The 25,585-nt window shown below is 67.2% G+C and carries 21 protein-coding genes and 1 pseudogene; 13 read left to right on the top strand and 9 right to left on the bottom strand.

Going from position 1 to position 25,585, the window contains the following annotated elements; genetic code table 11:
- Positions 1-187: 187 nt before the first annotated feature.
- Positions 188-1,198 carry a Gfo/Idh/MocA family protein gene (locus ASPHE3_RS03345; protein ID WP_013599827.1) on the bottom strand — a complete coding sequence of 337 codons (1,011 nt, stop codon included), beginning with the start codon at positions 1,196-1,198 and terminating at the stop codon, positions 188-190.
- Positions 1,195-2,043 (bottom strand): sugar phosphate isomerase/epimerase family protein, encoded by an 849-nt coding sequence (locus ASPHE3_RS03340; protein ID WP_013599826.1) that lies wholly within the window; start codon positions 2,041-2,043, stop codon positions 1,195-1,197. The genes ASPHE3_RS03345 and ASPHE3_RS03340 overlap by 4 nt, the downstream gene beginning before the upstream one ends.
- A 219-nt stretch (positions 2,044-2,262) precedes the next feature.
- On the opposite strand from ASPHE3_RS03340, the gene ASPHE3_RS03335 reads away from it, so the two are divergent.
- From ASPHE3_RS03335 to ASPHE3_RS03305, 7 genes and pseudogenes are all read left to right on the top strand, one after another.
- Complete coding sequence (locus ASPHE3_RS03335; protein WP_013599825.1) at positions 2,263-3,279, top strand: LacI family DNA-binding transcriptional regulator; 1,017 nt, start codon at positions 2,263-2,265, stop codon at positions 3,277-3,279.
- 125 nt (positions 3,280-3,404) lie between these two features.
- On the top strand, positions 3,405-5,006 hold the full coding sequence (locus tag ASPHE3_RS03330) for a PucR family transcriptional regulator (protein WP_013599824.1): 1,602 nt from the start codon (positions 3,405-3,407) through the stop codon (positions 5,004-5,006).
- Positions 5,003-5,935 (top strand): annotated as a pseudogene (locus tag ASPHE3_RS03325) (glutaminase). Before ASPHE3_RS03330 ends, ASPHE3_RS03325 begins: the two are co-directional and overlap by 4 nt.
- A 123-nt stretch (positions 5,936-6,058) precedes the next feature.
- Positions 6,059-6,817 carry a LamB/YcsF family protein gene (locus tag ASPHE3_RS03320; protein WP_013599821.1) on the top strand — a complete coding sequence of 253 codons (759 nt, stop codon included), beginning with the start codon at positions 6,059-6,061 and terminating at the stop codon, positions 6,815-6,817.
- Positions 6,814-8,514 carry a 5-oxoprolinase subunit B/C family protein gene (locus ASPHE3_RS03315; protein ID WP_013599820.1) on the top strand — a complete coding sequence of 567 codons (1,701 nt, stop codon included), beginning with the start codon at positions 6,814-6,816 and terminating at the stop codon, positions 8,512-8,514. The genes ASPHE3_RS03320 and ASPHE3_RS03315 overlap by 4 nt, the downstream gene beginning before the upstream one ends.
- Positions 8,515-8,525: 11 nt before the next feature.
- Positions 8,526-10,262, top strand: a complete 1,737-nt coding sequence (locus tag ASPHE3_RS03310; protein ID WP_013599819.1) for an ATP-binding protein — start codon at positions 8,526-8,528, stop codon at positions 10,260-10,262.
- Positions 10,263-10,294: 32 nt separating this feature from the next.
- Entirely contained in the window at positions 10,295-10,993 is a 699-nt protein-coding gene (locus tag ASPHE3_RS03305; protein WP_013599818.1) for a GntR family transcriptional regulator, read from the top strand.
- 70 nt (positions 10,994-11,063) lie between these two features.
- Here ASPHE3_RS03305 and ASPHE3_RS03300 read toward each other — a convergent pair whose 3' ends face one another.
- From ASPHE3_RS03300 to ASPHE3_RS03290, 3 genes are all read right to left on the bottom strand, one after another.
- On the bottom strand, positions 11,064-11,849 hold the full coding sequence (locus ASPHE3_RS03300; protein WP_013599817.1) for a putative hydro-lyase: 786 nt from the start codon (positions 11,847-11,849) through the stop codon (positions 11,064-11,066).
- Positions 11,846-13,063: an NRAMP family divalent metal transporter gene (locus tag ASPHE3_RS03295; RefSeq protein WP_013599816.1), complete on the bottom strand. Its 1,218-nt coding sequence runs from the start codon at positions 13,061-13,063 to the stop codon at positions 11,846-11,848. Before ASPHE3_RS03295 ends, ASPHE3_RS03300 begins: the two co-directional genes overlap by 4 nt.
- A 199-nt stretch (positions 13,064-13,262) precedes the next feature.
- Positions 13,263-13,610: a hypothetical protein gene (locus tag ASPHE3_RS03290; protein WP_013599815.1), complete on the bottom strand. Its 348-nt coding sequence runs from the start codon at positions 13,608-13,610 to the stop codon at positions 13,263-13,265.
- A gap of 202 nt (positions 13,611-13,812) precedes the next feature.
- Between ASPHE3_RS03290 and ASPHE3_RS03285 the strand changes: the two genes are divergently transcribed.
- Complete coding sequence (locus ASPHE3_RS03285; RefSeq protein ID WP_013599814.1) at positions 13,813-14,457, top strand: hypothetical protein; 645 nt, start codon at positions 13,813-13,815, stop codon at positions 14,455-14,457.
- 77 nt (positions 14,458-14,534) lie between these two features.
- Positions 14,535-15,281 carry a YcnI family copper-binding membrane protein gene (locus ASPHE3_RS03280; RefSeq protein ID WP_013599813.1) on the top strand — a complete coding sequence of 249 codons (747 nt, stop codon included), beginning with the start codon at positions 14,535-14,537 and terminating at the stop codon, positions 15,279-15,281.
- A gap of 111 nt (positions 15,282-15,392) precedes the next feature.
- Here the strand turns inward: ASPHE3_RS03280 and ASPHE3_RS22875 are convergent, their stop codons facing one another.
- A complete protein-coding gene (locus ASPHE3_RS22875) occupies positions 15,393-15,686 on the bottom strand; it encodes a hypothetical protein (RefSeq protein WP_322786501.1) in 294 nt (97 codons plus the stop codon).
- Here ASPHE3_RS22875 and ASPHE3_RS22870 point away from each other — a divergent pair.
- Positions 15,646-16,029 (top strand): DUF4232 domain-containing protein, encoded by a 384-nt coding sequence (locus tag ASPHE3_RS22870; protein WP_322786500.1) that lies wholly within the window; start codon positions 15,646-15,648, stop codon positions 16,027-16,029. The two genes, ASPHE3_RS22875 and ASPHE3_RS22870, sit on opposite strands and share 41 nt — an antisense overlap.
- Before the next feature lie 86 nt (positions 16,030-16,115).
- On the opposite strand, the gene ASPHE3_RS03265 is transcribed toward ASPHE3_RS22870, so the two are convergent.
- The gene (locus ASPHE3_RS03265) at positions 16,116-16,586 is read right to left on the bottom strand and encodes a DUF4383 domain-containing protein (protein ID WP_174266584.1); all 471 of its coding nucleotides are present in this window, start codon (positions 16,584-16,586) and stop codon (positions 16,116-16,118) included.
- A 186-nt stretch (positions 16,587-16,772) separates the two neighbouring features.
- Between ASPHE3_RS03265 and ASPHE3_RS03260 the strand changes: the two genes are divergently transcribed.
- From ASPHE3_RS03260 to ASPHE3_RS03250, 3 genes are read left to right on the top strand one after another with little or no spacing between them, the layout of a single operon-like run.
- A complete protein-coding gene (locus tag ASPHE3_RS03260; RefSeq protein ID WP_041651939.1) occupies positions 16,773-18,293 on the top strand; it encodes an FAD-dependent oxidoreductase in 1,521 nt (506 codons plus the stop codon).
- A gap of 56 nt (positions 18,294-18,349) precedes the next feature.
- A complete protein-coding gene (locus tag ASPHE3_RS03255; RefSeq protein ID WP_013599809.1) occupies positions 18,350-23,344 on the top strand; it encodes an ATP-dependent helicase in 4,995 nt (1,664 codons plus the stop codon).
- A complete protein-coding gene (locus tag ASPHE3_RS03250) occupies positions 23,337-24,185 on the top strand; it encodes a DNA-formamidopyrimidine glycosylase family protein (RefSeq protein ID WP_013599808.1) in 849 nt (282 codons plus the stop codon). The genes ASPHE3_RS03255 and ASPHE3_RS03250 overlap by 8 nt, the downstream gene beginning before the upstream one ends.
- On the opposite strand, the gene ASPHE3_RS03245 is transcribed toward ASPHE3_RS03250, so the two are convergent.
- Entirely contained in the window at positions 24,182-24,874 is a 693-nt protein-coding gene (locus tag ASPHE3_RS03245; RefSeq protein WP_013599807.1) for an SRPBCC family protein, read from the bottom strand. The two genes, ASPHE3_RS03250 and ASPHE3_RS03245, sit on opposite strands and share 4 nt — an antisense overlap.
- Positions 24,867-25,496, bottom strand: a complete 630-nt coding sequence (locus tag ASPHE3_RS03240; RefSeq protein ID WP_013599806.1) for a winged helix-turn-helix domain-containing protein — start codon at positions 25,494-25,496, stop codon at positions 24,867-24,869. The genes ASPHE3_RS03245 and ASPHE3_RS03240 overlap by 8 nt, the downstream gene beginning before the upstream one ends.
- Positions 25,497-25,585: the final 89 nt, after the last annotated feature.

Below are 25,585 nucleotides of genomic sequence, written 5' to 3'. Positions count from 1 at the left end.
TTTTCGCCTAAGGGGAGATGGAAGGGTGACTGTGGCGTAGACCACAGTGGCCTTGTTGATCCAGCGTACGCATTGGAGCGTCGCTTGGCAACCGGTTGTCTAACTTTTTGCAATATTTCTGGAATGCACTGAATATGCGCGCGTAAATCAGCGTGTTTTGCGCTAACAATCGGTTGCCTGACGGAAGCTACGAGACTTTTGAGACCGCGTCTGGGTAGCTCTGGCGGTAGACATCCTTGATGATTCGGAGCGACTTTTCGGCCTCCGCAGGGCTGATCCAGAAAGGTTCCGCCTCATCCAGCCGGCTGTAGAAGTCGCTGATCAGCAGCTCATGCGAGACGCCCCAGTAGGACCTGCCGCCCGTGTCACTCGCGCGTTCGGGAATGACGTCCACGCGCCCGTCCCCGTAAGTGACCGTGAGATCACCGCGCAAGCTCAGGACGGCCTTCTCCGTAACCACCTCGAGGGTCACGGGCGCGTTCCAAGCGTGGCCGAGGGTTGCATAGAAAACGCTTCTGGCGCCGTTCGCGTGGTCAGCAACGAATTCTGCAGTGTCTTCCACTTCGATCGTCCCGCCAAGGAAACGTGTGGCGGCGCTGCCGCGCACTGCTGCAACATCCCCTACCAGCCATTGGAGCAGGTCCACCGTATGGATGGCCTGGTTCATCATCAGTCCGCCACCGCCGCCTTCCCAGGAACCGCGCCACGGCCTGCTGGCATAGTACTCCGGGGAGCGATGCCACATCACGCTTGCGGCAGCCCCCAGCACAGGTCCCAGCTCACCGCTGGCCAACAGTGCGTGCATGGCCTGAGATGTGGCGTTGTAACGGTTCTGGAAGCAAACCGCGATTTTCGCGGTGCTCTTCTCCGCAGCATCCACGAGGCGCCGGCCTTCCGCCAGGGTGTGGGCCAGCGGCTTTTCGACGATGACGTGCACGCCGCCTTCGAGGCAGTCGACGGCAATGGAGGCGTGCTGGTCATGGGGTGTGCAGACGTGCACCACATCGGGCCGAACGGCTTCGAGAAGGCTTTTATGGTCGGCGAAGCCCGGAACGCCGTACAGTTCCGTGGCGGCTGCCAACCGCAGCGGATCGGGATCGCACACGCCCACCAGCGTGGCGCCGTCGAGCTTTGCCACCGCTTCAAAGTGGACCGTGGAGACGTCACCGCAGCCGATCACGGCGGCCCGGATGCTCACGCGAGCTCAACCCCGTTCTTTGCGGCCAGGGCGGCGAAGGCCCGGGCTGCCCTGCCAAAAGCCACGGGTCCGGAGAAGCCGCCCAGTTCGTGCGCGCTGGCAAGGTGCGGTTCCAGGGAAGCAAAGCCGCTGTACCCGTCAGCCTTGAGTGCAGCGATGGTGGCGTCCAGTTCACCGTCACCCTCCCCGGCCGGAACAACCTCCCCGGTGGTGGACAGCGCATCCTTTACCTGGAAGTACTCCAGGTAGGGACGCAGCATGGCGTACCCGTCCGTGTAGGGCTTCACGCCCACCTGCACAAAGTTGGCATTGTCCCAGGCCACCCTCAGTGCCGGGGAGTTGACGGACTCCATGATGTCCAGAACCCGCTGAGGGGTGTCACCGTAGATGTCCTTCTCGTTTTCATGCAGGAGCACGACGCCGGACTCCTCGGCAAGGTCCGCAAGGGCCCGCATGCGGGCGAGGACGTCCTCGCGGATATCCTCGGCGCCTTGGTCCTCGCCGCGGTAGAACGAGAAGATCCGCACGTATTCTGTATCAAGACCCTTGGCTGCCGAGATGATTTGACGGAGCCGTTCCAGCTCGTGCTCAACCGGAAGGCTGACGTCGACCTTGCCGATGGGGCTGGCGACAGCGGAGACCTTCAGGCCCTTGGCATCCAGGATCTCCTTGAGGTCAGCGACCTGGGAGGGCGCCAGTTCGGAGACGTTGGTTCCCCAGGCACTCCTGACCTCGATGTGGCTGGCTCCGAGGGCCAGAAGCACTGACGCCTGGACAGCGGGATCGGGATCGATTTCATCCCCAAATCCGGAGAGCTGCCAGGTCGTTTGCGTTGCGTGGGTCAATGGAAGCTCCTTGCTAAACCCCACGGCAGGGCAGCCTTCGGTTCCAGCTACGGCGCGTGGGTGGCTCAATTCACAGAATGGTACCCGGCAAGTCTAGGCATTCTGCCACTTTTTGACAACCGGTTGCCAAAAATGGCGCAGTAGTGCATCCTTAGGTGGTGCAGCTGTGGCAGTAGTCACAGCCTCCCGTCATTCCGTTCAGAGAGGAGCGCCATGGCGATGCAAACGGCTGGAACCGACCGCCCTGCCACCATCCACGATATCGCCGCCCTGTGCGGTGTTGCCGCGTCCACCGTGTCGCGCGCCCTTTCCACGCCTGACCGGGTAAACATCCGTACCCGGCAGCGAATCCAAGCAGCGGCCGCAGAGCTGAACTACATGCCGAACAGCCAGGCAAAGGCGCTCAGTTCGGGACGCACCGGAGCGGTCGGAGTACTTGTTCCCGATATCACAAACCCCTTCTACTTTGACCTCATCCGCGGCACCCAGCTCCAGCTCAAGGCGGCCGGCTACACGCAGCTGCTGGTGGACACGGAGGAATCGGACGAGGTGGAGGCCAGCACTTTGGAGCAGCTGCGGAAGACTGCAGACGGCGTAATCGTGGCCGCCTCCCGCCTCACCGATGATGCATTGCTGGCAGCAGCCGGCAAGGCTCCGCTGGTCACCATAAACCGTGACGTTGAGGGTGTTCCGGCCGTGATCATCGATACCCCTTCCGCCACCAGCCAGGCGCTTGACCATCTGGTCTCACTGGGTCATACGCAGGTTGCCTATATCGCCGGGCCGCTGACATCCCAGTCGAGTGAACGGCGATGGACGGCCCTTTCCGATGCTGCTCGGGAACGTGGCGTGGAGGTCCGCAGCCTGGGTCCGTTTGCCCCGAAGACCCAATCAGGCGCAGCAGCAGCGGACGCCGCCGTCCACAGTGGCGTGACGGCATGCATCGCCTTCAACGACCTCATCGCCATCGGCATGCTCCAGCGCCTGCGCGAACGCGGGATCCGGGTGCCGGAGGAAATGAGCATCGTGGGCTGTGATGACATCTTCGGCGCGGACTTCTGCAATCCTCCGTTGACCACCATGGCCTCCCCGATTGAACAGGCAGGCCGGGTTGCAGTGTCCATGCTCCTCGCGAAGCTCAATCCTCTGGCCGGTGGCGGCATCCGCAACCGCTCTGTCATGCCCACGCACCTGACAGTCCGCGGTTCCACGGCCGCGGCCCCCGCCAGTTCCTGACTTGGTCCATAGGCTGGAAATAACGCTTCAGTTTTGGATCTCCTCACATATTTCTGCCACTCCCTGCTCGCTACCATGAGTTGACCGGACAGAGCCGTCCGGCGGATCAAGGCAGAAGGAAACTCATGGCTGCGGTGACGGTGGACGACATCCTTTCGGATCTCCCCCTGGGTTTCGCCAGCCTCATGCTGCGCCCTGTCCCGGCTGACGCGGCCATCGAGCGGTTCCTGATTGTTGACGCCGATGATGAAGCACCCGACGGGTCGGCTGCCTTTGTCCTCCTGATTGGGGTCCGCGGCCGGTCGGCCCTTCCTGCCCTGCGACGGCTTCTGAAGAACACTCCCCTGCCCGTGGTCGCTGTCAAAGGCACCCGGGCGGAACTCTCTGAAGCAGAGGAACTGCTCAGCGCCGCGGGCACCGGCCTGCTGGTCGTTGATCCGGGCGCGGACTGGGACCGGCTGCTCTCCATTGCCAAGGACCGGATCCAGCCGCGCAGCTACCAGAGCGAAGTACTGACGCTCCTGGAGGAGGACCTCTTCGCCATCGCGCAGACCACGGCCAGGCTCACCTCCAGCCACGTGGTCATCGAGGATGCTGCCAACAAGGTCCTGGCATACTCCACCGTGTCCAACGACATCGACGAACTGCGTAAGGCGTCCATCCTGGCCCGGCGCGGCCCGCGGAAATACGAGCTGCTGCTCAAGGACCTCGGCGCCTACCGCGAGCTGCACCAGACGCGGCTTCCCGTCCGGGTACCCGCGCGCCCACAGGACGGGCTGCGCGAACGGGTTGCCATCACCCTCTTCGCCGGAGACCGGATCATGGGCTACATTTGGCTCCAGGAAACCGGCGCAGGATTCGGTCCGGACGTGGACCATGTCCTGAAGGGTTCTGCCGCCCGCACCGCGGCCGAGCTGATCCGCTACCGCAACCAGCAGTCCGTCCATATGCGGGAAGACCGTGTTGCCCGGATCCTTTCAGGGCCGGCCGAGGCGGCAGCAAGCGCCCACAGCGAGAAGATCTCCGCCGACCGGCCCGCAGCGCTGATCCTGATCGGGATGTCGGACGCGGAGGCGCAGGCCGACGACGCAGCGTTGAAGCACGGCGAACTTGCCAACCTCGCGGCGATCCACGCTGCGGCTTACAAGGCATCCGCCGTCGTGGGCCAATTCAAAGGCGACACCGCCGTCATCGTCCCCGGCCTGAAGTCCAGCACGTGGGAGCCCGGGCTTAAAGGCCTGGCCGAGTCGATTGTGCGTGATGCAGGCAAGCACCTTGGCATCAGCCCCTTTGCGGCCGTCGGCCCGGTGGCCCCGGACCTGTTGTCCCTCCACTCGATCACCCGGATCACGGAGGCGCTGCTGGGCTGCGTGGGCAGGGCTTCCCGAACATCCGTGGCAACCGTGGACGACTTCGAAGGCGAAATCCTTGTCCGCGAAGCAGTCCGGAACTTCTCCTCCTCAACCTTCCGCCACCGCAGCCTCTCAGCTCTCTTGCAGCAGGACGCCGAGCTGGCGGAAACCCTGCGTGTGTACTTCGACGCCTCACTGGATGTTGCCGAGTGCGCCAAGCAGATGATGCTGCACAAAAACACTGTCTACTACCGGATCAGCAAGGCGTCGCGGGTGACAGGCCTTGACTTTGGAAATCCGCGGGACTCCCTGGTGGCCCTGCTCCATATCCAGGAATGGACCGGCACTTCACCTCGTACGGCGGGCAGGAAATGACCACAGCACTCGAGGCGCCACCGCTCCGCCCACTCCTTGACGACCTCGTCTGCAGCCACAGGCCGGAGCGGGAAACAGGATCGGTCCCTGCGAACATCCCGTTCCTGTCAGAAGTTCCCTTCGACAGGTTCGGCATAGCTGTTGCCACCACGTCCGGTGAGGTGTTCAGCTCCGGTGACGCCCACGTCCCGTTCTCCATCCAGAGCATTTCCAAGGTGTTTACACTGGCAATGGCACTCCAGCGCGACACCACGGGAACGTTGTGGTCCCGGGTACTGCGGGAACCCTCCGGAACCGCGTTCAACTCCCTGGTCCAGCTGGAGGCTGAACACGGGATCCCGCGGAACCCCTTCATCAACGCCGGCGCCCTGGTGGTCACGGACCACCTCATGGAGGAAACGTCCGACGCCGCCACCTGGCTTCTGCGGTTCCTCACCGCGGAGGCGGGCAGCAGCGGGCCGTTCATCGACGAGGCCGCGGCGGCCAGTGAGCTTTCAGGCAGCAGCCGCAACCTGGCGCTGGCGCACTTCCTCAAGGACTTCGGGAACCTGCGGCCGACCGCGGAATCCGTGGTGGAAAACTACGTCCGCCAGTGCTCCATCATGATGACCTGCGCCGAGCTCGCCAAAGCGGCGCTCTTCCTGGCACGGGAAGGCCGGGGAACACTCGGTCCGGTCCTGACCCCCAGCGATGCAAAACGCATCGGCTCCATCATGCTGACCTGCGGCATGTACGACGCCGCCGGAGAATTCGCCTACCGCGTGGGCCTGCCCGGCAAGAGCGGTGTTGGCGGAGGAATCCTGGTCATCGTTCCCGGTAAGTGCGCCATCTGAGTCTGGAGTCCCCGGTTGGACAGCAAAGGAAATTCCCTTGCCGGCACAGCCGCCCTCGCCGACCTCTCCGACCGGACCGGCTGGTCGGTCTTCTAGTCCAGCTGCCGTATACACGCCGCTGCAGACTTTTCCAGGAAGCTCCAACTCCCGAAAAATTGTTGAACAATCTGTGATTCTCGTGCATGCTAAAGAGACCACCTCAACGAGACGAGAATCACTATGGCCTTCATTGACCTCAACAGCGACGTCGGCGAATCCTTCGGCAACTGGACCATGGGCGACGATGCGGCGATCTTCCGCTCCGTCTCAAGTGCGAACGTTGCCTGTGGTTTCCATGCCGGGGACCCCTCCACGATCGCCGGGACCTGCCGTGAAGCCGTCGCGGCAGGGATCAGCATCGGCGCCCACGTTGGCTACCGGGACCTCGCAGGGTTTGGCCGGCGGTTCCTGGACTGCTCCCCCACCGAACTGGCAGACGACGTCCTTTACCAGCTGGGCGCCCTCGAGGCGATCGCCCGGGCAGCCGGCGGCCGGATCCGCTACGTCAAGCCGCACGGCGCGCTGTACAACACCATCGTGACCCATGAGGTGCAGGCCAAGGCCGTGGTTGACGCGGTCATGGCCTTCGGCGGGGACCTGCCGCTCCTGCTGCTGCCGGGCTCTGTGGCGCTGGCGGCCGCCGAGTCAGCCGGGCTGCGCGGAGTGGCCGAGGCCTTCGCAGACCGCGCCTACAATCCTGACGGGACCCTCGTATCCCGCCGGGAACGCGGTGCCGTGCTCCATGACGAGGATGTGGTGGCGGCCAACATGGTCCGTCTGGCCACCGAGGGCACCATCATCGCCCGGGACGGCTCCACCATCCGGACTTCCGCGGAAAGCATCTGCCTTCACGGGGACACGGACGGCGCCGTTTCCATGGCTGCAGCCGTGCGCCGGGAACTGGAAGCGGCGGGCGTGGGCATCCGGAGCTTTGCATGACCGCGCCCGGCATCCGCTGGGCAGGGCCGCGGGCTCTCCTCGTCGAACTGGATTCCCTCGAGGCGGTCCTGGCCCTGCACGCCCGCCTGGTCGAGAACCCGGCCCCGGGGCAGGTTGATGTCCTCGCGGCCGCGCAGACGGTCCTGGCTGTTTTCGATTCCCGGGCCAATGCCCGCGCGGCCCGTGAGCTTATAACCCGCCTCGATGCCGAGCCTGCCCGCGCTGCCGCGACGCCGTCCGCGCCCGTCCAGATCGAGGTGGTGTACGACGGCGAGGACCTCGCCGAGGTCGCCAGGCTCACCGGGATGGGCACCGACAGCGTGGTGGCCGCCCACACGGGCCAGTTGTGGACGGCGGCCTTCGGCGGCTTCGCGCCCGGTTTCGCTTACCTGGTGGGCGAGACTGACGCGCTTAACGTACCCCGGCGGGGCACGCCGCGTACTGCCGTACCGGCCGGCTCGGTAGCCTTGGCCGGCAACTTTTCGGCCGTGTATCCCCGCCGCTCGCCCGGCGGATGGCAACTGATCGGACACACCGCCGCGCGGATGTGGGACCTTGAGCGGGAACAGCCTGCGCTGGTCCGTCCCGGGACCAGGGTCCAGTACGTTGCCGTGCGTGAGCTCGTGGACATCAGCTCCGCAGGCGGAGGGCTGTCCGGCGGCCGGCTCCTGGAAGGCCGGCAGCAGGACGGCAAGCACCACGTGGCCCCCTCGCAGCACAAAGCCGCCATATCCGCGGGGCACTCCCTCGAAGTCCTGGCGCCGGGTCCGCAGGCCCTGATCCAGGACCTTGGGCGTCCCGGCCTGGGCGATCTGGGGGTGTCCCGCGCCGGAGCCGCGGACACGGCGAGCGCCCGGCAGGCCAACCGGCTGGTGGGAAACCTGCCCACAGATGCCGTGATCGAAAACGTCCTCGGCGGCCTGGCCGTCCGGGCGAAGGGCGAAGTGACGGCGGCCCTCAGCGGCGCTGCGACCGAGGCCGAAATCCGCAGCCAGGACGGCACCAGGCCAGCGCCCATGTATGCCCCCTTCCCCCTCCATGACGGCGAAAGCCTGCACCTGGGTACGCCTGAGTCAGGGCTGCGCACCTACCTTGCGGTCCGCGGCGGCATCGATGTTCCCCCCGTCCTCGGAAGCCGCTCCACCGACTTGATGTCCGGGATCGGGCCCGCCCCGCTGGCCGCGGGTACGGTGCTGCCTATCGGCGCTGTAGACACCGCCCGCGCCGTGGGCCAGCCGGAACCGCCAACCCTGCCCAAGGAACTCGGGTCCGCGGCGGCCGGGAAACCTGTAGTCCTGCGCATCACCACCGGCCCCCGCCACGACTGGTTCACCCCGGAATCCCGCCAGGCACTCACCGGGCAGGAGTGGACGGTAACCGCCGAATCCAACCGCATCGGCGTCCGGCTGGACGTCGGCAGTGACGGGTCCGGAGCCCCAGGCAAGGCCCTGGAACGGGCCCGGACCGGCGAACTTCCCAGCGAAGGCGTGGTGGCCGGCTCACTGCAGGTCCCGCCGTCGGGCCTTCCCGTCCTGTTCCTGGCCGACCATCCGGTGACCGGAGGCTATCCGGTGATCGGCGCGGTCATCCCCGAAGACCTTCCTGCCGCCGCGCAGCTTCCCCCCGGCACCGCGGTGCGGTTCGTTGACGTGGATCCCGAAACGCTGCAGCCCCTGGCCCCTCCTCCCAGCACGTGAAAGAAGCAACCATGAAAAAAGTCCTGATTGCCAACCGCGGTGAAATTGCCGTCCGGATCGCCCGCGCCTGCGCCGATGCGGAACTGGTGTCCGTGGCCGTGTACTCGGACCCCGATGCCGACGCCCTGCATGTCCGCCTCAGCGACGAGGCCTATGCCCTGGGCGGATCGGCCGGCTCGGAGACCTACCTGGACATCCAGAAGCTCCTGGACATTGCCCGCCGGTCCGGCGCAGACGCCGTCCATCCCGGGTACGGCTTCCTTTCCGAGAACGCAGACTTTGCGCAGGCAGTCCTCGACGCCGGACTCACCTGGGTGGGCCCCTCCCCCGACGCGATCCGCAGCCTCGGCAACAAGGTCACCGCGCGCGAAATAGCCGTCCGGGCCGGCGCGCCCCTGGTCCCCGGCTCGGACGGGCCGGTGCCCGACGCCGACGCGGTGCGCGCCTTCGCCTCGGAGTTCGGCGTCCCGGTAGCCATCAAGGCGGCCTTCGGTGGCGGCGGCCGGGGCCTGAAGATTGCGCACCGGATGGAGGACATCGACGACGCCTTCGACTCCGCCGTCCGCGAGGCAACCGTTGCCTTCGGCCGGGGCGAATGCTTCGTGGAGCGCTTCCTGGACCGGCCCCGGCACGTCGAGGCCCAGGTCCTGGCCGATACCCACGGGAACGTGGTGGTGGTGGGTACCCGTGACTGTTCCCTGCAGCGGCGCAACCAGAAACTCGTTGAGGAAGCACCGGCCCCCTTCCTTACCCCGGAACAGCGCAGCCGCATCCATGAGTCCGCGCGCGCCATCTGCCGGGAGGCGGGGTACACCGGTGCCGGAACAGTGGAGTACCTGGTGGCTCCCGACGGTGTGATTTCGTTCCTGGAAGTGAACACCCGCCTGCAGGTGGAGCACCCGGTCACCGAGATGACGTCCGGGCTGGACCTGGTGCGCGAACAGTTCCGGATCGCTGCCGGGCTCCCGGTCTCCGTCACCGAGGATCCGGCGCCCTCCGGCCACGCCATCGAATTCCGGCTCAACGCCGAGGACGCAGGCAGGGGCTTCCTGCCCTCCCCCGGCACCGTGGAGGTCTTCGAGGCCCCCACCGGAGCGGGGATCCGGGTGGACTCCGGTGTCCGTTCAGGCTCCGTCATTCCGGCGGAATACGATTCCCTGATGGCCAAGCTGATTGTCCACGGCGAGGACCGGGCACAGGCGTTGCGCCGGGCCCGTGCTGCATTGGACGAACTCCGGATCGAGGGTGTTCCCACTGTGGTTCCCTTCCACCGGGCTGTGGTGCGGGACGCGGATTTCACCGCTTCGGACCAGCTGGGCGTCTACACCACCTGGATCGAAACGGAGTTCGGCGGACGCCTCGACGCGTCCCTTAAAAGCGGTGCCCTGGGCCCCGTGGCCCGGCGTGAAACCATCACCGTGGAAATCGACGGCAAGGCCGTCCAGCTCGGACTGCCGGCACAGGTGTTCAACGCGCTGCTCCACGGCGGCGGCGCCGCCGTCGGGCATGCACCAGCCGGGGAGCAGGCGGATGCCGACGGCGAAGTGACGGCTCCCATGGGCGGAAACCTGGTCAAGTGGGTAGCCGCCGACGGAGCCGGGATTGGTGCCGGAGAGCCGGTGGCCGTCCTGGAGGCGATGAAGATGGAAACCGTGGTGGTGGCTTCCGGTACCGGCATCTTCCGCCGGGGCGGGCAGGAACCGGGTACCGCGGTGGCCCGCGGTGAGGTGCTGGGCACCGTCAGCTAGCATCGTTAGTCGACGGGAAATGGGGGAAACCAATGAACACTCCGGCAGACGGCACAGCCGAACACGCCCACACCACGGCGTGGATCGCCTCGGTGCTGCGCAGCCGCATTGCGGCAGGTGAGCTGACCCCGGGTTCCAAGCTGTCCGAGGAGCCGCTCTGCGCAGCGCTGGGCGTTTCCCGGAACACGCTGCGCCAGGCCTTCACCACACTCGCTGGCGAATCCATCGTGACGCGTATCCCCAACAGGGGCGTTTTCGTCGCTTCGCCGGGAGTGGAGGAAGTGCGCGAAATCTACCGGGTGCGGCGGATGATCGAGCCTGCGGCCGTGCTGTGGGGCGAGCTGACGCCCGGGGTGCTCGACGAATTGGAAGCCATTGTGCAGCGGGCGCAGCAGGCAAAGGACAGCGGATCGGTACCTGACATGGCAGACGCCAACCAGGCACTGCACGGTGCGGTGGTGGCCCTGACCGGCAGCGCTTCCCTGCAGGAGCTGATGGACCGGGTGCTGGCCGAAATGCGGCTGGTGTTTTACACCATGGCTTCGGCGCCGGACTTCCACAGCCACTACGTAGACCGCAACGTGATGCTGGTGAAGCACCTGCGCGCCGGGGAACGGCAGGAGGCGGCCGAAGGGCTGCGCGCCTACCTGGACGAGGCGGAGGCGGAGCTGCTGGCGCACCTGGGCGCCGGGCGGGACAGCCATTCCGGGATACGGCAGCAGGCCGGATAGGCCAGGCACGGACACGCCAAAAGGGTGTGGGGCAGGAGTTTCCTCCTGCCCCACACCCTTTTGTTTGTGCCTAGGGGACTACGTAAACGCTGTCCCGTGCGTCGGTGATCAGCATGTGGCCGGGTGCATGGCCAATGGCCAGTGGAGGCCGGGACTGCATGACCGCCGCCTGGGGTGTGACGCCGCAGGCCCAGAACACCGGCAGGTGGCCGTCCGGTATCTTCACTGCATCCCCGAAGTCCGGCCGGGACAGGTCGCTGATGCCCAGTTCGTGCGGGTTGCCCACATGGACGGGAGCGCCGTGGACAGCCGGGTAGCGGGAAGTGATGCGTACGGCGTCGGCTACTTGCGCCGCGGGAACCGGGCGCATGGAAACCACCAGCGGCCCGGACATTGAACCGGCCGGATCACACTGCCGGTTGGTCCGGTACATGGGCACGTTCACGCCCTGGTCAATGTGGGCGATCGGGATGCCCCCGTCCTGCAGCGCTGCCTCAAAGGTGAAGGAGCAGCCGATCAGGAACGTGACCAGGTCATCGCGCCAGTACCCGCTAATGTCGGTGGGCTCGTCCACCTTCACGCCGTCATGGTAGACGGTGTACTTGGGGACGTCCGTCCGGATGTCCCCGCCGGCAAGCAGCGGCCCGGTGGTCTCACCCGCGTCCAGGACCCCCAGGATGGGGCATGGCTTGGGGTTGCGCTGGGCGAAGAGCAGCAGGTCGAAGGCATGCTCCCGCGGGATGGACAGGACATTGGCCTGCGCATAGCCGCGGGACCATCCCGACGTCGGCTCCACCAGGCCGGCGCGGAAGGCCTCGCGGGCCTCGGCGGGAAGCAGGGACGCGCGGCCGGTCATGACCACAGCTTCGCGAGGCCCATGACGGAGTTCCACCCCAGGAACAACGTCAGGAACCAGGTGAGGACGCCGACGATCAGCAGCCACTTGGGGTACACGTAGCCGTGCAGCAGGTCCCGGCGCCGCCAGGCTACCCAGAGGAGCACGGCGAAGCCGACCGGCAGGATCAGCCCGTTGAAGGCGCCGGCGAAGATCAGCAGCTGCTGCGGTGCCTGGCCGAGGAACGCGTACACGATGGCGCAGCCGGCGATGAAGGCAACGGTGATGAGGTTGCGCTTACGCTCCGAGGTGCGGGAAGAGGTAATAAAGGAAACCGAGGTGAAGGCTGCGCCGATCACGGAGGTGATGGCGGCGGCCCAGAGAACGATGCCGAACATCCGGAGGCCGATTTCGCCGGCTGCGGCGCCAAAGGCCTCGGCCGCCATGTTGTTGCTGGTAAGCACGGTCCCGCCGGCCACGACGCCCAGGATGGCCAGGAAGAGCAGGACCCGCATGAGGCCCGTGACCATAATGCCCAGGACGGAGCTGCGGGTGATCTCCTTGACGTGCCTGACGCCGGTGGCCCCGGAATCCAGCATGCGGTGGGCGCCGGCGTACGTGATGTAGCCGCCCACGGTTCCACCCACCAGGGTGGTGATGATGAGGAAGTCCACCGTCTCGGGCAGGAAGGTGTTCTTCAAAGCCTCACCCAGGGGCGGGGCGGCCACCACGGCCACGTAGATCATCAGCAGGATCATGAGCGCGCCGAGCAGGACCACGATCCGGTCCAGCGCCATGCCGGCCTTCTTGCTGAGGAAGATCAGGATGGCGACGACGGCTGAAACGATGCCGCCCACTTTCGGGTCAACACCCATCATGGCGTTCGCGCCCAGGCCAGTTCCGGCGATGTTGCCGATGTTGAAGACGATGCCGCCAAGGAAGACGAGTCCGGCCAGGAACCAGCCGATGCCGGGGATTACCTTGTTGCCGAGTTCCTGGGCGCGGAGTCCGGAGACGCCGATAACGCGCCACACGTTCATCTGCACAGCGATGTCGATGAGGATCGAGGCCAGGATCGCGAACGCGAACGAGGCACCAATCTGCGCGGTGAAGACCGTGGTCTGTGTGATGAAGCCGGGGCCGATGGCGCTGGTGGCCATCAGGAACATGGCTCCCATTAGGGCCGTTCGGCGGGCGGAAGAGCTCATACTCAGTTTGATGCCGGTGTCTGCCATGGATCTGTCCAATACCTAGGGTGACTGGAGTCACAGTGATCGTCCCGAACGACGATACAGGTTGTTGAACAATCTCCGCAAGGTATTGTTCAACAATTCTCGGGCTGGGTTCCCCCGCCCGGGAAGACAGCAGAAGGCCGGTACCCAGGGATACCAGCCTTCTCCCGCACTTATGCGCCCTGCCAATCAGGACTGGACGCTACAACCGGTCGGTCCGGTCCTCGCCGCCCTTGTGCCCGGCACCGCGCAGGTTCTCCTGCACCTTGCCGAACAGGTCCTTGATGGTGGATTCCGCATTCGAGATGACGTCCACCGGCACGTAGACATCGTGCGTGAACGGCAGGTCGTACTCGTCCTTCAGGTGCGTGCCGTTGCCTACGCCCTGCAGGGACAGGTAAACCATCGCCTCCGTGCGGGCGATGCCGGCCAGCTTTCCAAAAACCACGGTGAAGTCGTTGGGCTGGAAGCTGATGGTTTGGCCGATGTGGCTGCGGCCAAGTTCACCAGCAGGAACAACTTTCTCTGACTGGCTTCCGGTGTAGTCCATGAACTTCTCCTCAAGATCGCCGACACATACGCTGGCAGTCTAACGCGGCCCTGAAGAGCCGGTACATAGCTTCCGCCGGCTGTGCCCCGGCGTCCCGCATCACAGCAGAAGCGCTGCAGCCACCGGTAGAATCTGGACCAGACCATCATTTTGACCGGCGGCGCCCGTGCCGGCCGTTCCATCACCGGGAAGGGGCCGCCCCGTGCACATGCACCGTCCGCGGACGCCCTTCCACTTCCTCCGGGCGTCAGCCCTGTCCACGGCTGTCCTGGCCCTTGCCGGCGGGGCGCACCTTGCCGCAGGCGGAGTCCTTCCCGCGCCCAGCCTCCTGCTGGCGGTGCTGGCACTGACTGCGCTCGGCGCCACTGCCGCCACCCGCCTGCGGCTGGGCTTTCCCGTGCTGGCGGCGCTCCTGGGCGGCGCGCAACTGGTGCTGCATGAGGTATTCGCGGCCTTCACGGTGACCGGGGCCCGCAGCGCAGCAACGGGAACCGCGTCCCATGGCGGCCACGGTGGGTGGCCTGCCGCCCCCGCGCCCGTCCTGGACCACCTCTACGGAGCAGACCCTCTTTACGGATCCGGCACTGAGTCCGGACTGATGATGCTGGCGGCCCACGTCCTGGCAACGGCGGGGTCCGCATTCCTCCTGGCCAAAGGCGAGGACGCCCTCTGGGCCCTCGCTGCCTGGCTGCGGCCGCTGGTTGAGCTTCCCCGGCCGGCAGTTTTCGACGACGGGCCGGCACCCTCGGCGCCCGCCACCCCCGCCGCCGTACCCCTGCGCCCCTGGCGCAACCTCCGTCAGGACAGCCGGCGCGGCCCGCCTTCCGCCGTCGTACTTTCCTCCTGACCCGCACGCACCCTGCCGTCGGGCCCCACAACACTTACGCACTCCGGCGTCTCCGGCGTGCGCCAGAAAGGCAACCCATGAACACCACCTTCCCTCGCCGTGCCCTGCAAACGTCCGCCGCAACCGGCGCTGCTGCCGTACTCCTGCTGGCAGGTGCCGGCGGCGCCGCCGCGCACGTGGGCGTGACGCCGGACAAAACTTCGGCCAATTCCTACGCGCTGCTCACCTTCGCCGTACCCCACGGCTGCGAAGAGTCACCCACCACCAAAGTGGCCATCTCGCTGCCGCCGGAGCTGAACGACGCCCAGCCCACGGTCAACCCCAACTGGAGCGTGGAGAAGGTGACCGAGCAGCTGGCCGAGCCGAAGAAACTTGCCGACGGAACATCCGTCACCAAGCGGACCAGCCAGATCGTCTACACCGCCAAAACTCCGCTGGAACACGAGCTCAGGGATACCCTGGTCCTCTCGGTGAAACTGCCGGACGCGGCGGGAACAACGCTCCACTTCCCAACCCTCCAAACCTGCGAGGAAGGCCAGACTGACTGGTCCGAAATCGCGGGCGACGGGCAGGACCCCCACTCGCTGGCAGCCCCGGCCCCGTCCTTTACGGTGACCGGGGCGGCAGGCACGGACGCCCACGGGGCAGCCTCCGCCGCTGCCTCCCACGGCGCCGGGCAGGCTGCGGCAGTTACCGACGGCGGCGCGGACGCACGCAGCTGGGCGGGCCTCGCAGCCGGGGCCGCAGGCCTGGCCCTGGGGGGCGCCGCCTTCGCCCGGGGCGCAGCCCGGCGGAACGGCACTGCCGGCCCGGCAAAGAAGTAAAGCGGCCGCTTTGATGCCCGGATCATCACGATCCGGGCATCAAAATGCCCGCCCGCCTCGTGGCTCCGTTGACGGGGGCACCTGCTCCCGCGAAGGTGGTGCCATGAGGTCTCAGCAAATATTCCAGGGGTTGGCCATGACGACGGCGGCCGCGGCGGCAGCACTGATGCTTACCGCGTGCGGACCAAGCCAGCCGCAATCGCAAACGACGACGGCACCGGGCACCGGCTCAGCCAGCCCGAACGCTACGTCCGCGCCGCCCTCCACGCCCGCGCCGCCGTCGTCCGCCGGTACGTCACCCAGCACGGCTGCGCCGGAGCCGGGGACGCCCGACCTCTGCAAGGCGGCGGGGCTCTCGGCAGCAATGGATGCCAGCGGCGGCGGGGCGGCCGGCAGTGTGTACATGAAGCTCAACCTCACCAACACGGGCTCGGAGCCGTGCATCCTGCGCGGCTTCGCCGGCGTTTCCCTGGCGGCGAACGGTGCCGGCGCGCCCATCGGCGCTCCTGCCACCCGCGATGAAGCCGTGGCACCCACCGACGTCCTCCTGGCCCCGGGGCAGACCGGCTCGGCGGTACTGCGCTACACCCAGGCGGGGAACTACCCGGACTGCGCCATGGTGGATGCCGCCGGTTACCGGATCTACCCGCCCGAAGACACCGCATCCCTCTTCCTGCCCCAGCCCACCAAGGCCTGCAGCAACGCCGGCATCACCCTGCTAAGCATCGGCGCGTTCCAGCCGGCCTAGTTCCCACAAACCAAAAAAGCAGGCGGTCCGGCACAATGCCGGACCGCCTGCCGTATTAGGTGGGTATTGGTGTCAGTGCTGTGTTCCTAGTGGGCTGTGGTGGTGCGCCCGGCGCGGGCCGTACCCCTGGACAGGGCAAATCCCAGGCCCAGCATGCCCACGCCAAGGACAAAATGCAGCCAGTCGTCCGCCACGTTCACAGGGACGAAGTTGGCTGCGGAGTCCTTGGCGATCAGGAGGCCGTAGATCCACAGGACCAGGTAGATGGCGCCACCGACGATGAGGTAGTTCCTGGACTGCGCGGCGCTCCGGGCCATGGCGATGCCGGCTGCACCGAAGAGCAGGTGGACGATGTTGTGCAGGATCGACACCTGGAAGATGCCCAGCAGCAGCGCCTCGGACTCATGTCCGGCGAAACCCAGTGTCTCGTAGTTGCTGGTGATGCCGGGAATGAAGCCCAGGACACCCACCAGGAGGAAGACAGCACCTACTGCAAGGGCTGCTTTTTGGATATTGGTCCGGCCCACTGCTCGGCCGTCGGAACTCATGCTTGTCATGATTTCTCCTGCTGTTTGTCGTTATGTTCACATCATGGCTGCCGGGCTGCCACCTGACCATAGACTTAAACCCCGACATCGTAAGTATACTTAGCAAATCCGCCGCGGATAGATGCAGGTCTATAACAGACCCATTACAAAACCGGCCCCATCAGGGCCTTCAGACCGGAGGCAGGTTGAACTGGCATGACGTCACTTTGGTTGGACGGCAGCGAATCCTTCACTTCTGACCCGTTCGAGCCGGGAAGCAGCTATGACACAGTGGTGGCCGGCGCAGGCCTCACCGGACTGGTGACCGCGCTGCTGCTGGCCCGCTCGGGGCAGAACGTCCTTGTCCTGGAAGCCCGGCACCCGGGCGCCGTGACCACCGGGAACACCACGGCCAAGGTGACGCTCCTGCAGGGGACGTTCCTGTCACAGCTCTCCCGCCAGTACTCGCAGAAGCAGGTGCAGGCATACGTGGACGCCAACCGCGAAGGCCAGGCCTGGCTGCTGCGGTACCTCGAGGAACAGGGCGTGCCGTACCAGCGCCGGGACGCCTACACCTACGCCGCGTCCGCCCAGGGGACGGAAAAGCTCCGTGAAGAGGTCAGCGCCGGCACCACGGCAGGGCTGGAGATGGAGTACGTGCGCGACGCCGGACTGCCGTTCCCTGTCCACGGCGCGGTCCGCCTCGCGGACCAGGCGCAGATCCACCCCATGCAGGTCCTGAATGCGCTGGTGGCCGACATCCGCAGCCGCGGCGGCTCGGTGGTTGGCGGGGTGCGCGTGCAGGACCACTCCGGCACCCGGCCCGCAACGCTGCACACCAACCGCGGAACAGTCACGGCCAACGAGGTAGTCCTGGCCACCGGCATCCCGGTGCTGGACCGCGGGCTCTACTTCGCCAAGCTCAAGCCAAGCCGCTCCTATGCCGCTGCCCTGCAGCTGCAGGAGGACCAGGCCCCTCCGCCGGGCATGTACATCTCGGTCGAGCAGCCCACGCACTCGCTGCGGGACTATGAGCTGGATGGCCGCCGGCTGCTCCTGGTGGGCGGGCACGGGCACCATGTAGGCCGGGCGCGGTCCGAGAAGCACCATCTCGGCAGCCTCCTGGACTGGGCCGGACAACACTACCCCGGGGCAGTGGCCACCCACACCTGGTCCGCACAGGATTACCTGCCCACCAACCTGATGCCCTTCTTCGGGAAGTTCCCGCGGGGCGGGGGCCACGTCTACTTCGGCACCGGTTACAACAAGTGGGGCATGACCAATGCCGTGGCGGCCGCCGTCGGTATATCCGCGGACATCCTGGGCGGAAACGTGCCCTGGGCGGACACCATCCACCACCGCGTCACATCGCCCTCCGGGGCCTTGTCCGCCGTCGCCCTGAACGCCGGCGTAGCCGCCAAGCTGGCATCCGGCTGGGGGCAGGTGGCCGCCGAAGGCCTGCGGAAGGACAAGAAGCATCCGGCCCCGGCCCCGGCGGCCCCGGCCGAAGGCGAAGGCAAGGTCTACCGCGAAGGGACAAAGCCGGTAGCCGTCTCCACTGTTGCCGGCACCACCTGCAAACTCTCGGCCGTCTGCACCCACATGGGCGGAATCCTGCACTGGAACGACAGCGAACTGACGTGGGACTGCCCGCTGCACGGCTCCCGCTTCACCAACGAAGGGAAGCTCCTGGAAGGTCCGGCCACCAAGGACCTCCCGGCAGCAGGAAAAGCCTGAACCGGGACAGCGGGCGGGCCGGCTCTACTGTCGGTGGTCTGGGGCATGATGGAGGCATGAACCCGGAACAGCCCGCCGGGCCCATGGCCCAGTTCAGCCGGCCCACGCGCGACTGGTTCCTTGGCGCCTTCACCGAACCTACTCCGGCACAGGAGGGCGCCTGGCGGGCGATTTCCTCCGGCGCCCATGCCCTGGTGGTGGCTCCCACCGGTTCCGGAAAGACGCTGGCCGCGTTCCTGTGGGCGTTGGACCGGCTTCTTATTTCAGCTGCGGAAGCGCCGGACGTGCAGCAGCCGGACTCGAATGCCCCAGCCAAGGGCAGGCGGGTCCGGAGGCCCAAGCGCGCCACCCGCGTCCTCTACATCTCCCCCTTGAAGGCCCTGGGCGTGGACGTGGAACGGAACCTGCGCTCGCCGCTGATCGGCATCACCCAGACCGCCAAGCGGCTCGGGCTGCCGGCACCCCTCATCACCGTGGGCGTGCGCTCCGGCGACACCACCGCGGCGGACCGGCGCGCCCTGCTGAGCAACCCGCCGGACATCCTCATCACCACCCCCGAATCGCTGTTCCTGATGCTCACCTCAAAAGCCCGGGAGACCCTGGCCGGGGTGGACACCATCATCATCGATGAAGTCCACGCAGTGGCCGGCACCAAGCGCGGCGCCCACCTGGCCGTCTCACTCGAACGGCTGGATGCCCTGCTGCCCGCGCCGGCCCAGCGCATCGGCCTGTCCGCAACCGTGGAACCCAAGGACCTCGTGGCACAGTTCCTGGCCGGTTCGGCCCCGGTGGAGATCGTTGCCCCGCCCGCAAAAAAGAACTGGGACCTGACGGTCTCGGTCCCGGTGGAGGACATGTCCGATCTCCAGGGCGCAGCCGGCGCCTTCGACTCCGGCCCGGCTTCCGGGCTGCAGCCGCAGGCCTCCATCTGGCCGCACGTGGAAGAGAAGATCGTGGACCTGGTGCTCGCCAACCAGTCCACCATCGTGTTTGCCAACTCCCGCCGCCTGTCCGAGCGGCTCACGGCACGGCTCAATGAAATCTATGCGGAACGGCAGCTGGTGGCTGTGGGCGGTGGCTGGGACGATCCGGTCCCGGGAGGGCTGGAAGCTGCAGCCGCCCCGGGACCGGGCGTGCCGCCACCGGGAGTTCCCGCGTCCACAGCCACGCCCGCGCACATGATGGCGCAGGCAGGAAGTTCGGCGGGCGCGGATCCCGTACTCGCGCGGGCGCACCACGGCTCTGTCTCGAAGGACCAGCGGGCGCTGATCGAGGACGACCTGAAATCCGGCCGGCTGCGGTGCGTGGTGGCCACTTCGTCCCTGGAACTTGGCATCGACATGGGCGCCGTGGACCTGGTGGTGCAGGTGGAGTCGCCGCCGTCCGTGGCCAGCGGCCTCCAGCGGGTGGGCCGGGCGGGGCACCAGGTGGGGGAAGTCTCCCAGGGCGTGCTCTTCCCCAAGCACCGCGCGGACCTGGTGCATACCGCCATCACGGTGGAACGGATGCTGGACGGCAAGATCGAGCGGCTCAGCATCCCTGCCAACCCCCTGGACATCCTGGCCCAGCAGACTGTCGCTGCCACCGCTTTGGGCAGCATCGACGTTGAGGAATGGTTCGCCACCGTGCGGCGTTCCGCCCCCTTCGCCTCGCTCCCCCGCTCAGCGTTCGAAGCGACCCTTGACCTGCTGGCCGGCCGCTACCCGTCCGACGAATTCGCCGAGCTCCGGCCCCGCATCATCTGGGACCGCAATGCGGGCACCATCGAAGGCAGGCCAGGCGCCCAGCGCCTGGCCGTGACCTCCGGCGGCACCATACCGGACCGCGGCCTGTTCGGCGTCTATATCATCGGCACGGAAGTGGAGGGGTCCTCGTCCCCGTCCGCGGACGGCAAGCCCTCCCCTGCCCCCAAGGGCGGACGGCGCGTGGGCGAGCTGGACGAGGAAATGGTGTACGAATCCCGGGTGGGGGACGTCTTTGCCCTGGGCGCCACCAGCTGGAAAATCGAGGACATCACGCACGACCGCGTGCTGGTCTCCCCCGCGTTCGGCCAGCCGGGGAAGCTTCCCTTCTGGAAGGGCGATTCGCTGGGCCGCCCCGTGGACCTGGGGCGCGCCCTGGGCGCCTTTGTCCGCGAACTGTCAGCGTCCGACGTCGGCCCTGCCACCGAACGTTGCAAAGCCAGCGGGCTGGACGAGTTCGCAGCCAACAACCTCATCCAGTACCTCAGCGAACAAAAACTCGCCACCGAGGTGGTTCCCAGCGACACCACCCTGGTGGTGGAGAGGTTCCATGATGAGCTGGGCGACTGGCGGGTGATCCTGCACAGCCCCTTCGGCATGCCGGTGCACGCACCCTGGGCACTCGCCGTGGGGCAGCGGCTCCACCAGCGGTATGGGCTGGACGGCTCCGCCATGGCCGCCGACGACGGGATTGTCCTCCGCGTGCCCATGATGGAGGACGAGCCACCGGGAGCCGAGCTTTTCCTGTTCGACCCCGAGGAACTGGAGCAGATCGTCACCGCGGAAGTGGGCGGCAGTGCGCTGTTCGCGTCACGGTTCCGGGAGTGCGCCGCCCGCGCCCTGCTGCTGCCGCGCCAGACACCCGGCAAGCGGCAGCCGCTGTGGCAGCAACGGCAGCGTTCGGCGCAGCTGCTGGACGTCGCACGGAAGTACCCTACGTTTCCCATCGTGCTCGAAACGGTCCGCGAGTGCCTGCAGGATGTCTACGACCTCCCTGCGCTAAAAGACATCGCAGCGTCCGTGGAACGGCGCGAATTGAGGATCGTGCAGACCACTACGTCCCAGCCGTCCCCGTTCGCCAAGTCCCTCCTGTTCGGGTACGTGGCGCAGTTCCTGTACGAGGGCGATTCCCCGCTGGCGGAGCGCCGGGCTGCCGCGCTTGCCCTGGATTCCACCCTCCTCAACGAGCTGCTGGGGCGCGTTGAACTGCGTGAACTGCTGGACGCCAAGGTCATCGAAGCCACCGAGCGCGAACTGCAGCGCCTGGCGCCGGACCGGCGGGTGCGTGGAGTGGAGGGGGTCGCCGACCTGCTCCGGCTCCTGGGCCCCTTGGCACCGGAGGAGGTGGCGGAACGGCTCGAACCAGCCGCGGCGCCTGAACCGGGACCGGTGGTTGAGCCTGTGGAAACCGAGCCCGTGCACGAAACGCACGCCGAACCTGCCCAAGCCGAAGCCCACCTCGTCGCACTGCAGCGCGCCAACCGCGCCATCAAGGTCAACATCGGCGGGGCCGAACGGTTTGCGGCTGTTGAGGACGCCGCGCGGCTCCGCGACGCCATCGGCGTACCCTTGCCCATGGGCGTCCCGCTCGCCTTCATCGAACCCGTGGCGGACCCCTTGGACGACCTGGTTTCGCGCTACGCAAGGACCCATGGGCCCTTCACTGCCGCCGAAGCAGCAGCGCGGCTTGGCCTGGGCGTGGCGGTGGTGGGCACGGCCCTCAAGCGGCTGGCGGCGGACGGGCGCGTGGTGGAGGGCGAGTTCCGTCCGCATCCGGCGCCTCCGGAAACCGGAAGCAGCGCCGAAGACGGTACCCAGCCGGCGGCGGCAGAGCCGCCGGCCAACCTGCCCCAGCACGCGCTGGCCAGCGAATGGTGCGACGCCGAAGTCCTGCGCAAGCTCCGCCGTCGTTCGCTTGCAGCCCTGCGGGCCGAAGTGGAGCCCGTCGACGCGGCCGCCTATGGCCGGTTCCTGCCGGCCTGGCAGCATGTCAGGACTCCTGGCGGCGGGCGCGGGCAGCCCTCCCTGCGCGGGCTCGACGGCATCATCACTGCCGTGGACCAGCTCTCCGGTGTCCCTATTCCGGCGTCGGCCTGGGAGCCGTTGGTCCTGGCCGGACGGGTTTCGAACTACCAGCCGGCCATGCTGGACGAACTCATGGCCGCCGGAGAGGTGCTCTGGTCCGGTGCCGGAGCCCTGCCCGGGAATGACGGCTGGATCAGCCTGCACCTTGCCGATTCCGCGGAGCTGACCCTGAACCCCGCCATCGACTATGAACCCGGGGATGCCCAGGAGCGGCTGCTGGACCATTTGCGGACCAACGGCGGCGGCTACTTCTTCCGGCAGCTCACCGAGGTGGCCGGCGGCATGGACTCGGTCCTCAGCGACCAGGAAGTGGTCACCGCCCTGTGGGACCTGGCCTGGGCGGGCCGGATCACCGGCGATACTTTTGCGCCGGTCCGTGCGCTGATCGCCGGCGGACACACGGCACACCGGCAGGTGGCGAGGGCCCCGCGGGCGAGGGCTCCGCGGTTGAGCAGGCTGGGCCGTTCCCACGGGACCGGGCTCATGGGATCGCCGGGGCTGGCGGGCGGCCGATACGGCGCATCGGGAGGTGCTGCGGCCACTCCCCCGATGGCCGCCGGCCGCTGGTCCGCCTTGCCCCAGCCGGAACTGGACCCCACCATTCATGCCCGCGCCACCGCCGAGTTGCTGCTGGACCGCTATGGCGTGGTCACCAGGGGCTCCGTCATGGCGGAACAAATCCTGGGCGGTTTTGGCCTGATGTACAAAGTCCTCGCCCGGCTGGAGGAGGCAGGGCGTTGCCGCCGCGGCTACTTCATCGAGCACCTGGGCGCGGCGCAGTTCGCTGTTCCGGCCACCGTTGACCGGCTCCGGTCCTACTCGGAGGACGCCCAGCTGGCCAAACCGGAACCCGTTGCCCTTGCCCTCGCCGCCACGGACCCGGCCAACCCGTACGGCGCCGCCCTCCCCTGGCCCGCACTCCAGGACGACGCCGGCACCGGGCACCGACCCGGCCGGAAAGCAGGTGCCCTGGTGGTACTGGTGGACGGTGCGCTGGTCCTCTACGTGGAGCGGGGCGGCAAGACACTGCTGGCATTCAGCGACGACCAGGCCGTCCTCGCGGCAGCGGGCACGGCCCTGGTGGGCGTGGTGACCCGCGGCGCGGTGGACAAGCTCATCATGGAAAAGGTGAACGGCCACGGAATTCTTGACACCCCCGTGGCTGCGGCGCTCAGCTCCGCCGGCGCCTACTCCACCCCGAAAGGACTGAGGATCCGTGCCTGAGGGGGATTCCGTCTGGCGCGCGGCCAACCAGCTGCACCAGGCCCTGGCAGGGCAGAAACTGGTCGCTTCCGATTTCCGTGTCCCCCGGTTCGCCACCCTGAACCTGGCCGGCTGGACGGTGGCCGAGGTGGTTCCTTGCGGCAAGCACCTGCTGATGCGCGTGGTGGGGCCTGACGGGAAGAAACTCACCATCCACTCCCACCTGAAGATGGAGGGGACCTGGCAGGTCTACCCGCCGGGCGGGAGGTGGCGGAAACCGGGATTCACCGCCCGGTGCGTGCTGCGCACGCCGGTGGCGGACGCCGTCGGATTCTCCCTGGGCCTCGTGGAAGTGGTGGCAACCGCGGACGAGGATTCCATTGTGGGCTTCCTGGGCCCGGACCTGCTGGGACCGGACTGGGACCTGGACGAGGCGGAACGCCGGGTCCGCGCCGCCCCGGAGGTTCCCGTGGGCGTGGCATTGCTGGACCAGCGCAACCTCGCCGGGATCGGCAACATCTACCGGTGCGAGGCCTGCTTCCTGTCCGGGGTCCACCCCGCCTCGCCCGTGTCCGCCGTCCCCGACCTGCGGACCATGATGACCGACGCCAAGCAGTTGCTGGAGGTCAACCTTGGTCCCGGCCGCCGCGTCACCATCCTCAACGCCCGCGGCCTGCCGGTGGGGAGAATGGCAGGCCGGCCCGGCTACTGGGTGTACCGCCGCGAACACCAGCCATGCCTCAAGTGCGGGACACCCATCCGGCGCGGAGTCCTGGGCAAGTCCAATGGTGACGAGGAACGGGACATCTACTTCTGCCCCACGTGCCAGCCGCTCCTTGCGGACACCGGCAGCCAGGCTTAGGCGTACACCCGCGAAAGGAAGCCGCCCCACGCCTTCGCAGTGGTTTCGGAGTCTCCGGCGCCGCTGAAGTCGTGCACGGTCATCCCCACCGGAGCGCCCCAGGCGTTCCGGCCAAAGAACCGGTACATCGCATCGGCGGTGCGCACGCCCAGGAAGTTCTCATTCGAGAAGTCCACCTCACCTGCCAGCCGCCCCACGCCGTCGAGCTCTACGTCCACCTGCGAACCCTGCCCCGCGGACTCCAAACCCAAAGCCGCGCGGAGCCGTGTGAAGCCGTCTGGCGCCTGGGACGCGTCCGGGCCCTGGATGTCTGTGAACACTACAGGTTTGCCGTCGAAATGTTGCAGGTACTGGCCCAGCGTGTGGAGGTAGAACTCTGTGTGGCGGCATGCGCCGTCGTACTGCTCGTCCCAGTTGTCCGCGAAGATGCCGCTGTGGACGTAGTGCAGGCGGGCGCGGCCGCCGTCGAGCGGCTCCAGCACGTGCTCGAGCTGGTTGAACCAGCCGTCCGGTCCCTCCATCCGGGACACCAGGTGCGTGGGGTATTCCTGGACGGTTTTGACGTCCGGCCACTGGTCCGTGGGAAACATCCACCCGGGGGTTCCGGTGGTGACCGCCTCCCACACCCGCTCGGGAGTGCCCGGCAGCTCGGTGTCGTAGACGATTTCGAAGTTGCGGTTTTCAATCATTGTCCTGCTCCTTGCCTGGAGGGTTTTTCGTGGTTTCCTTGCCTGTTTTGAGGGCGGGGTGCAGCGCCACCACCAGCCGGTGCCGGCGCCCGCGCGGCGCCCCGCCGTCGTGGTATTTGTCAACCAGCCGGGTGACTTCCACGCCGAGCTCTTCCGCGAAAGCCGCACGGTCAGCGGCGCTCCGGAAGGTGACCTCGCCGTCCACGGCGAACGTGGCCAGCTTCTGGCGGGCAGCCACCGCACCGGCGATCAGTTTTCCCAGCTCCTGGACCATCCGGCCGGCAAGCGCCAGCAGCCAGAAGGCTGAGAAATGGTTGGAAAACCGGCCGGGATCGGGTGACACCGAGGCCAGCGCCTGGGGCGAGATGAGGTAGGAGGAAGCGGTGGCCTGGAGGATGCGCTCGGTGACGTTGCCCTTGCGCCGCTCCTCCACCAGCTCCACCAGGCCGTGGTTTTCCAGGGCCTTGAGGTGGTAATTGACCTTCTGCCGGGGCAACCCCAACCGCACGGCGAGCTGGGTGGCCGATCCCGGATGGACCAGTTCCCGCAGGATCTGCGTGCGGATCGGGTCCAGCGAAACCTCCGCCGTGGCCGCATCCTCGATGACCGCTATTTCCAACATGGATCCAGTATCACTACCGACAAATTTTATTGTCAAGAACTTTTTTATCGTCGGACGACCGGCAGGCCGGGCCGTCCCCGCCGGTAGGA

The sequence above is a fragment of the Pseudarthrobacter phenanthrenivorans Sphe3 genome (genome assembly GCF_000189535.1).
In the GTDB taxonomy this organism is placed as follows: Bacteria; Actinomycetota; Actinomycetes; order Actinomycetales; family Micrococcaceae; genus Arthrobacter; species Arthrobacter phenanthrenivorans.
The sequence above is the reverse complement of the archived record's forward strand: the minus strand, read 5'-3'. Positions and strand labels throughout refer to the sequence as shown.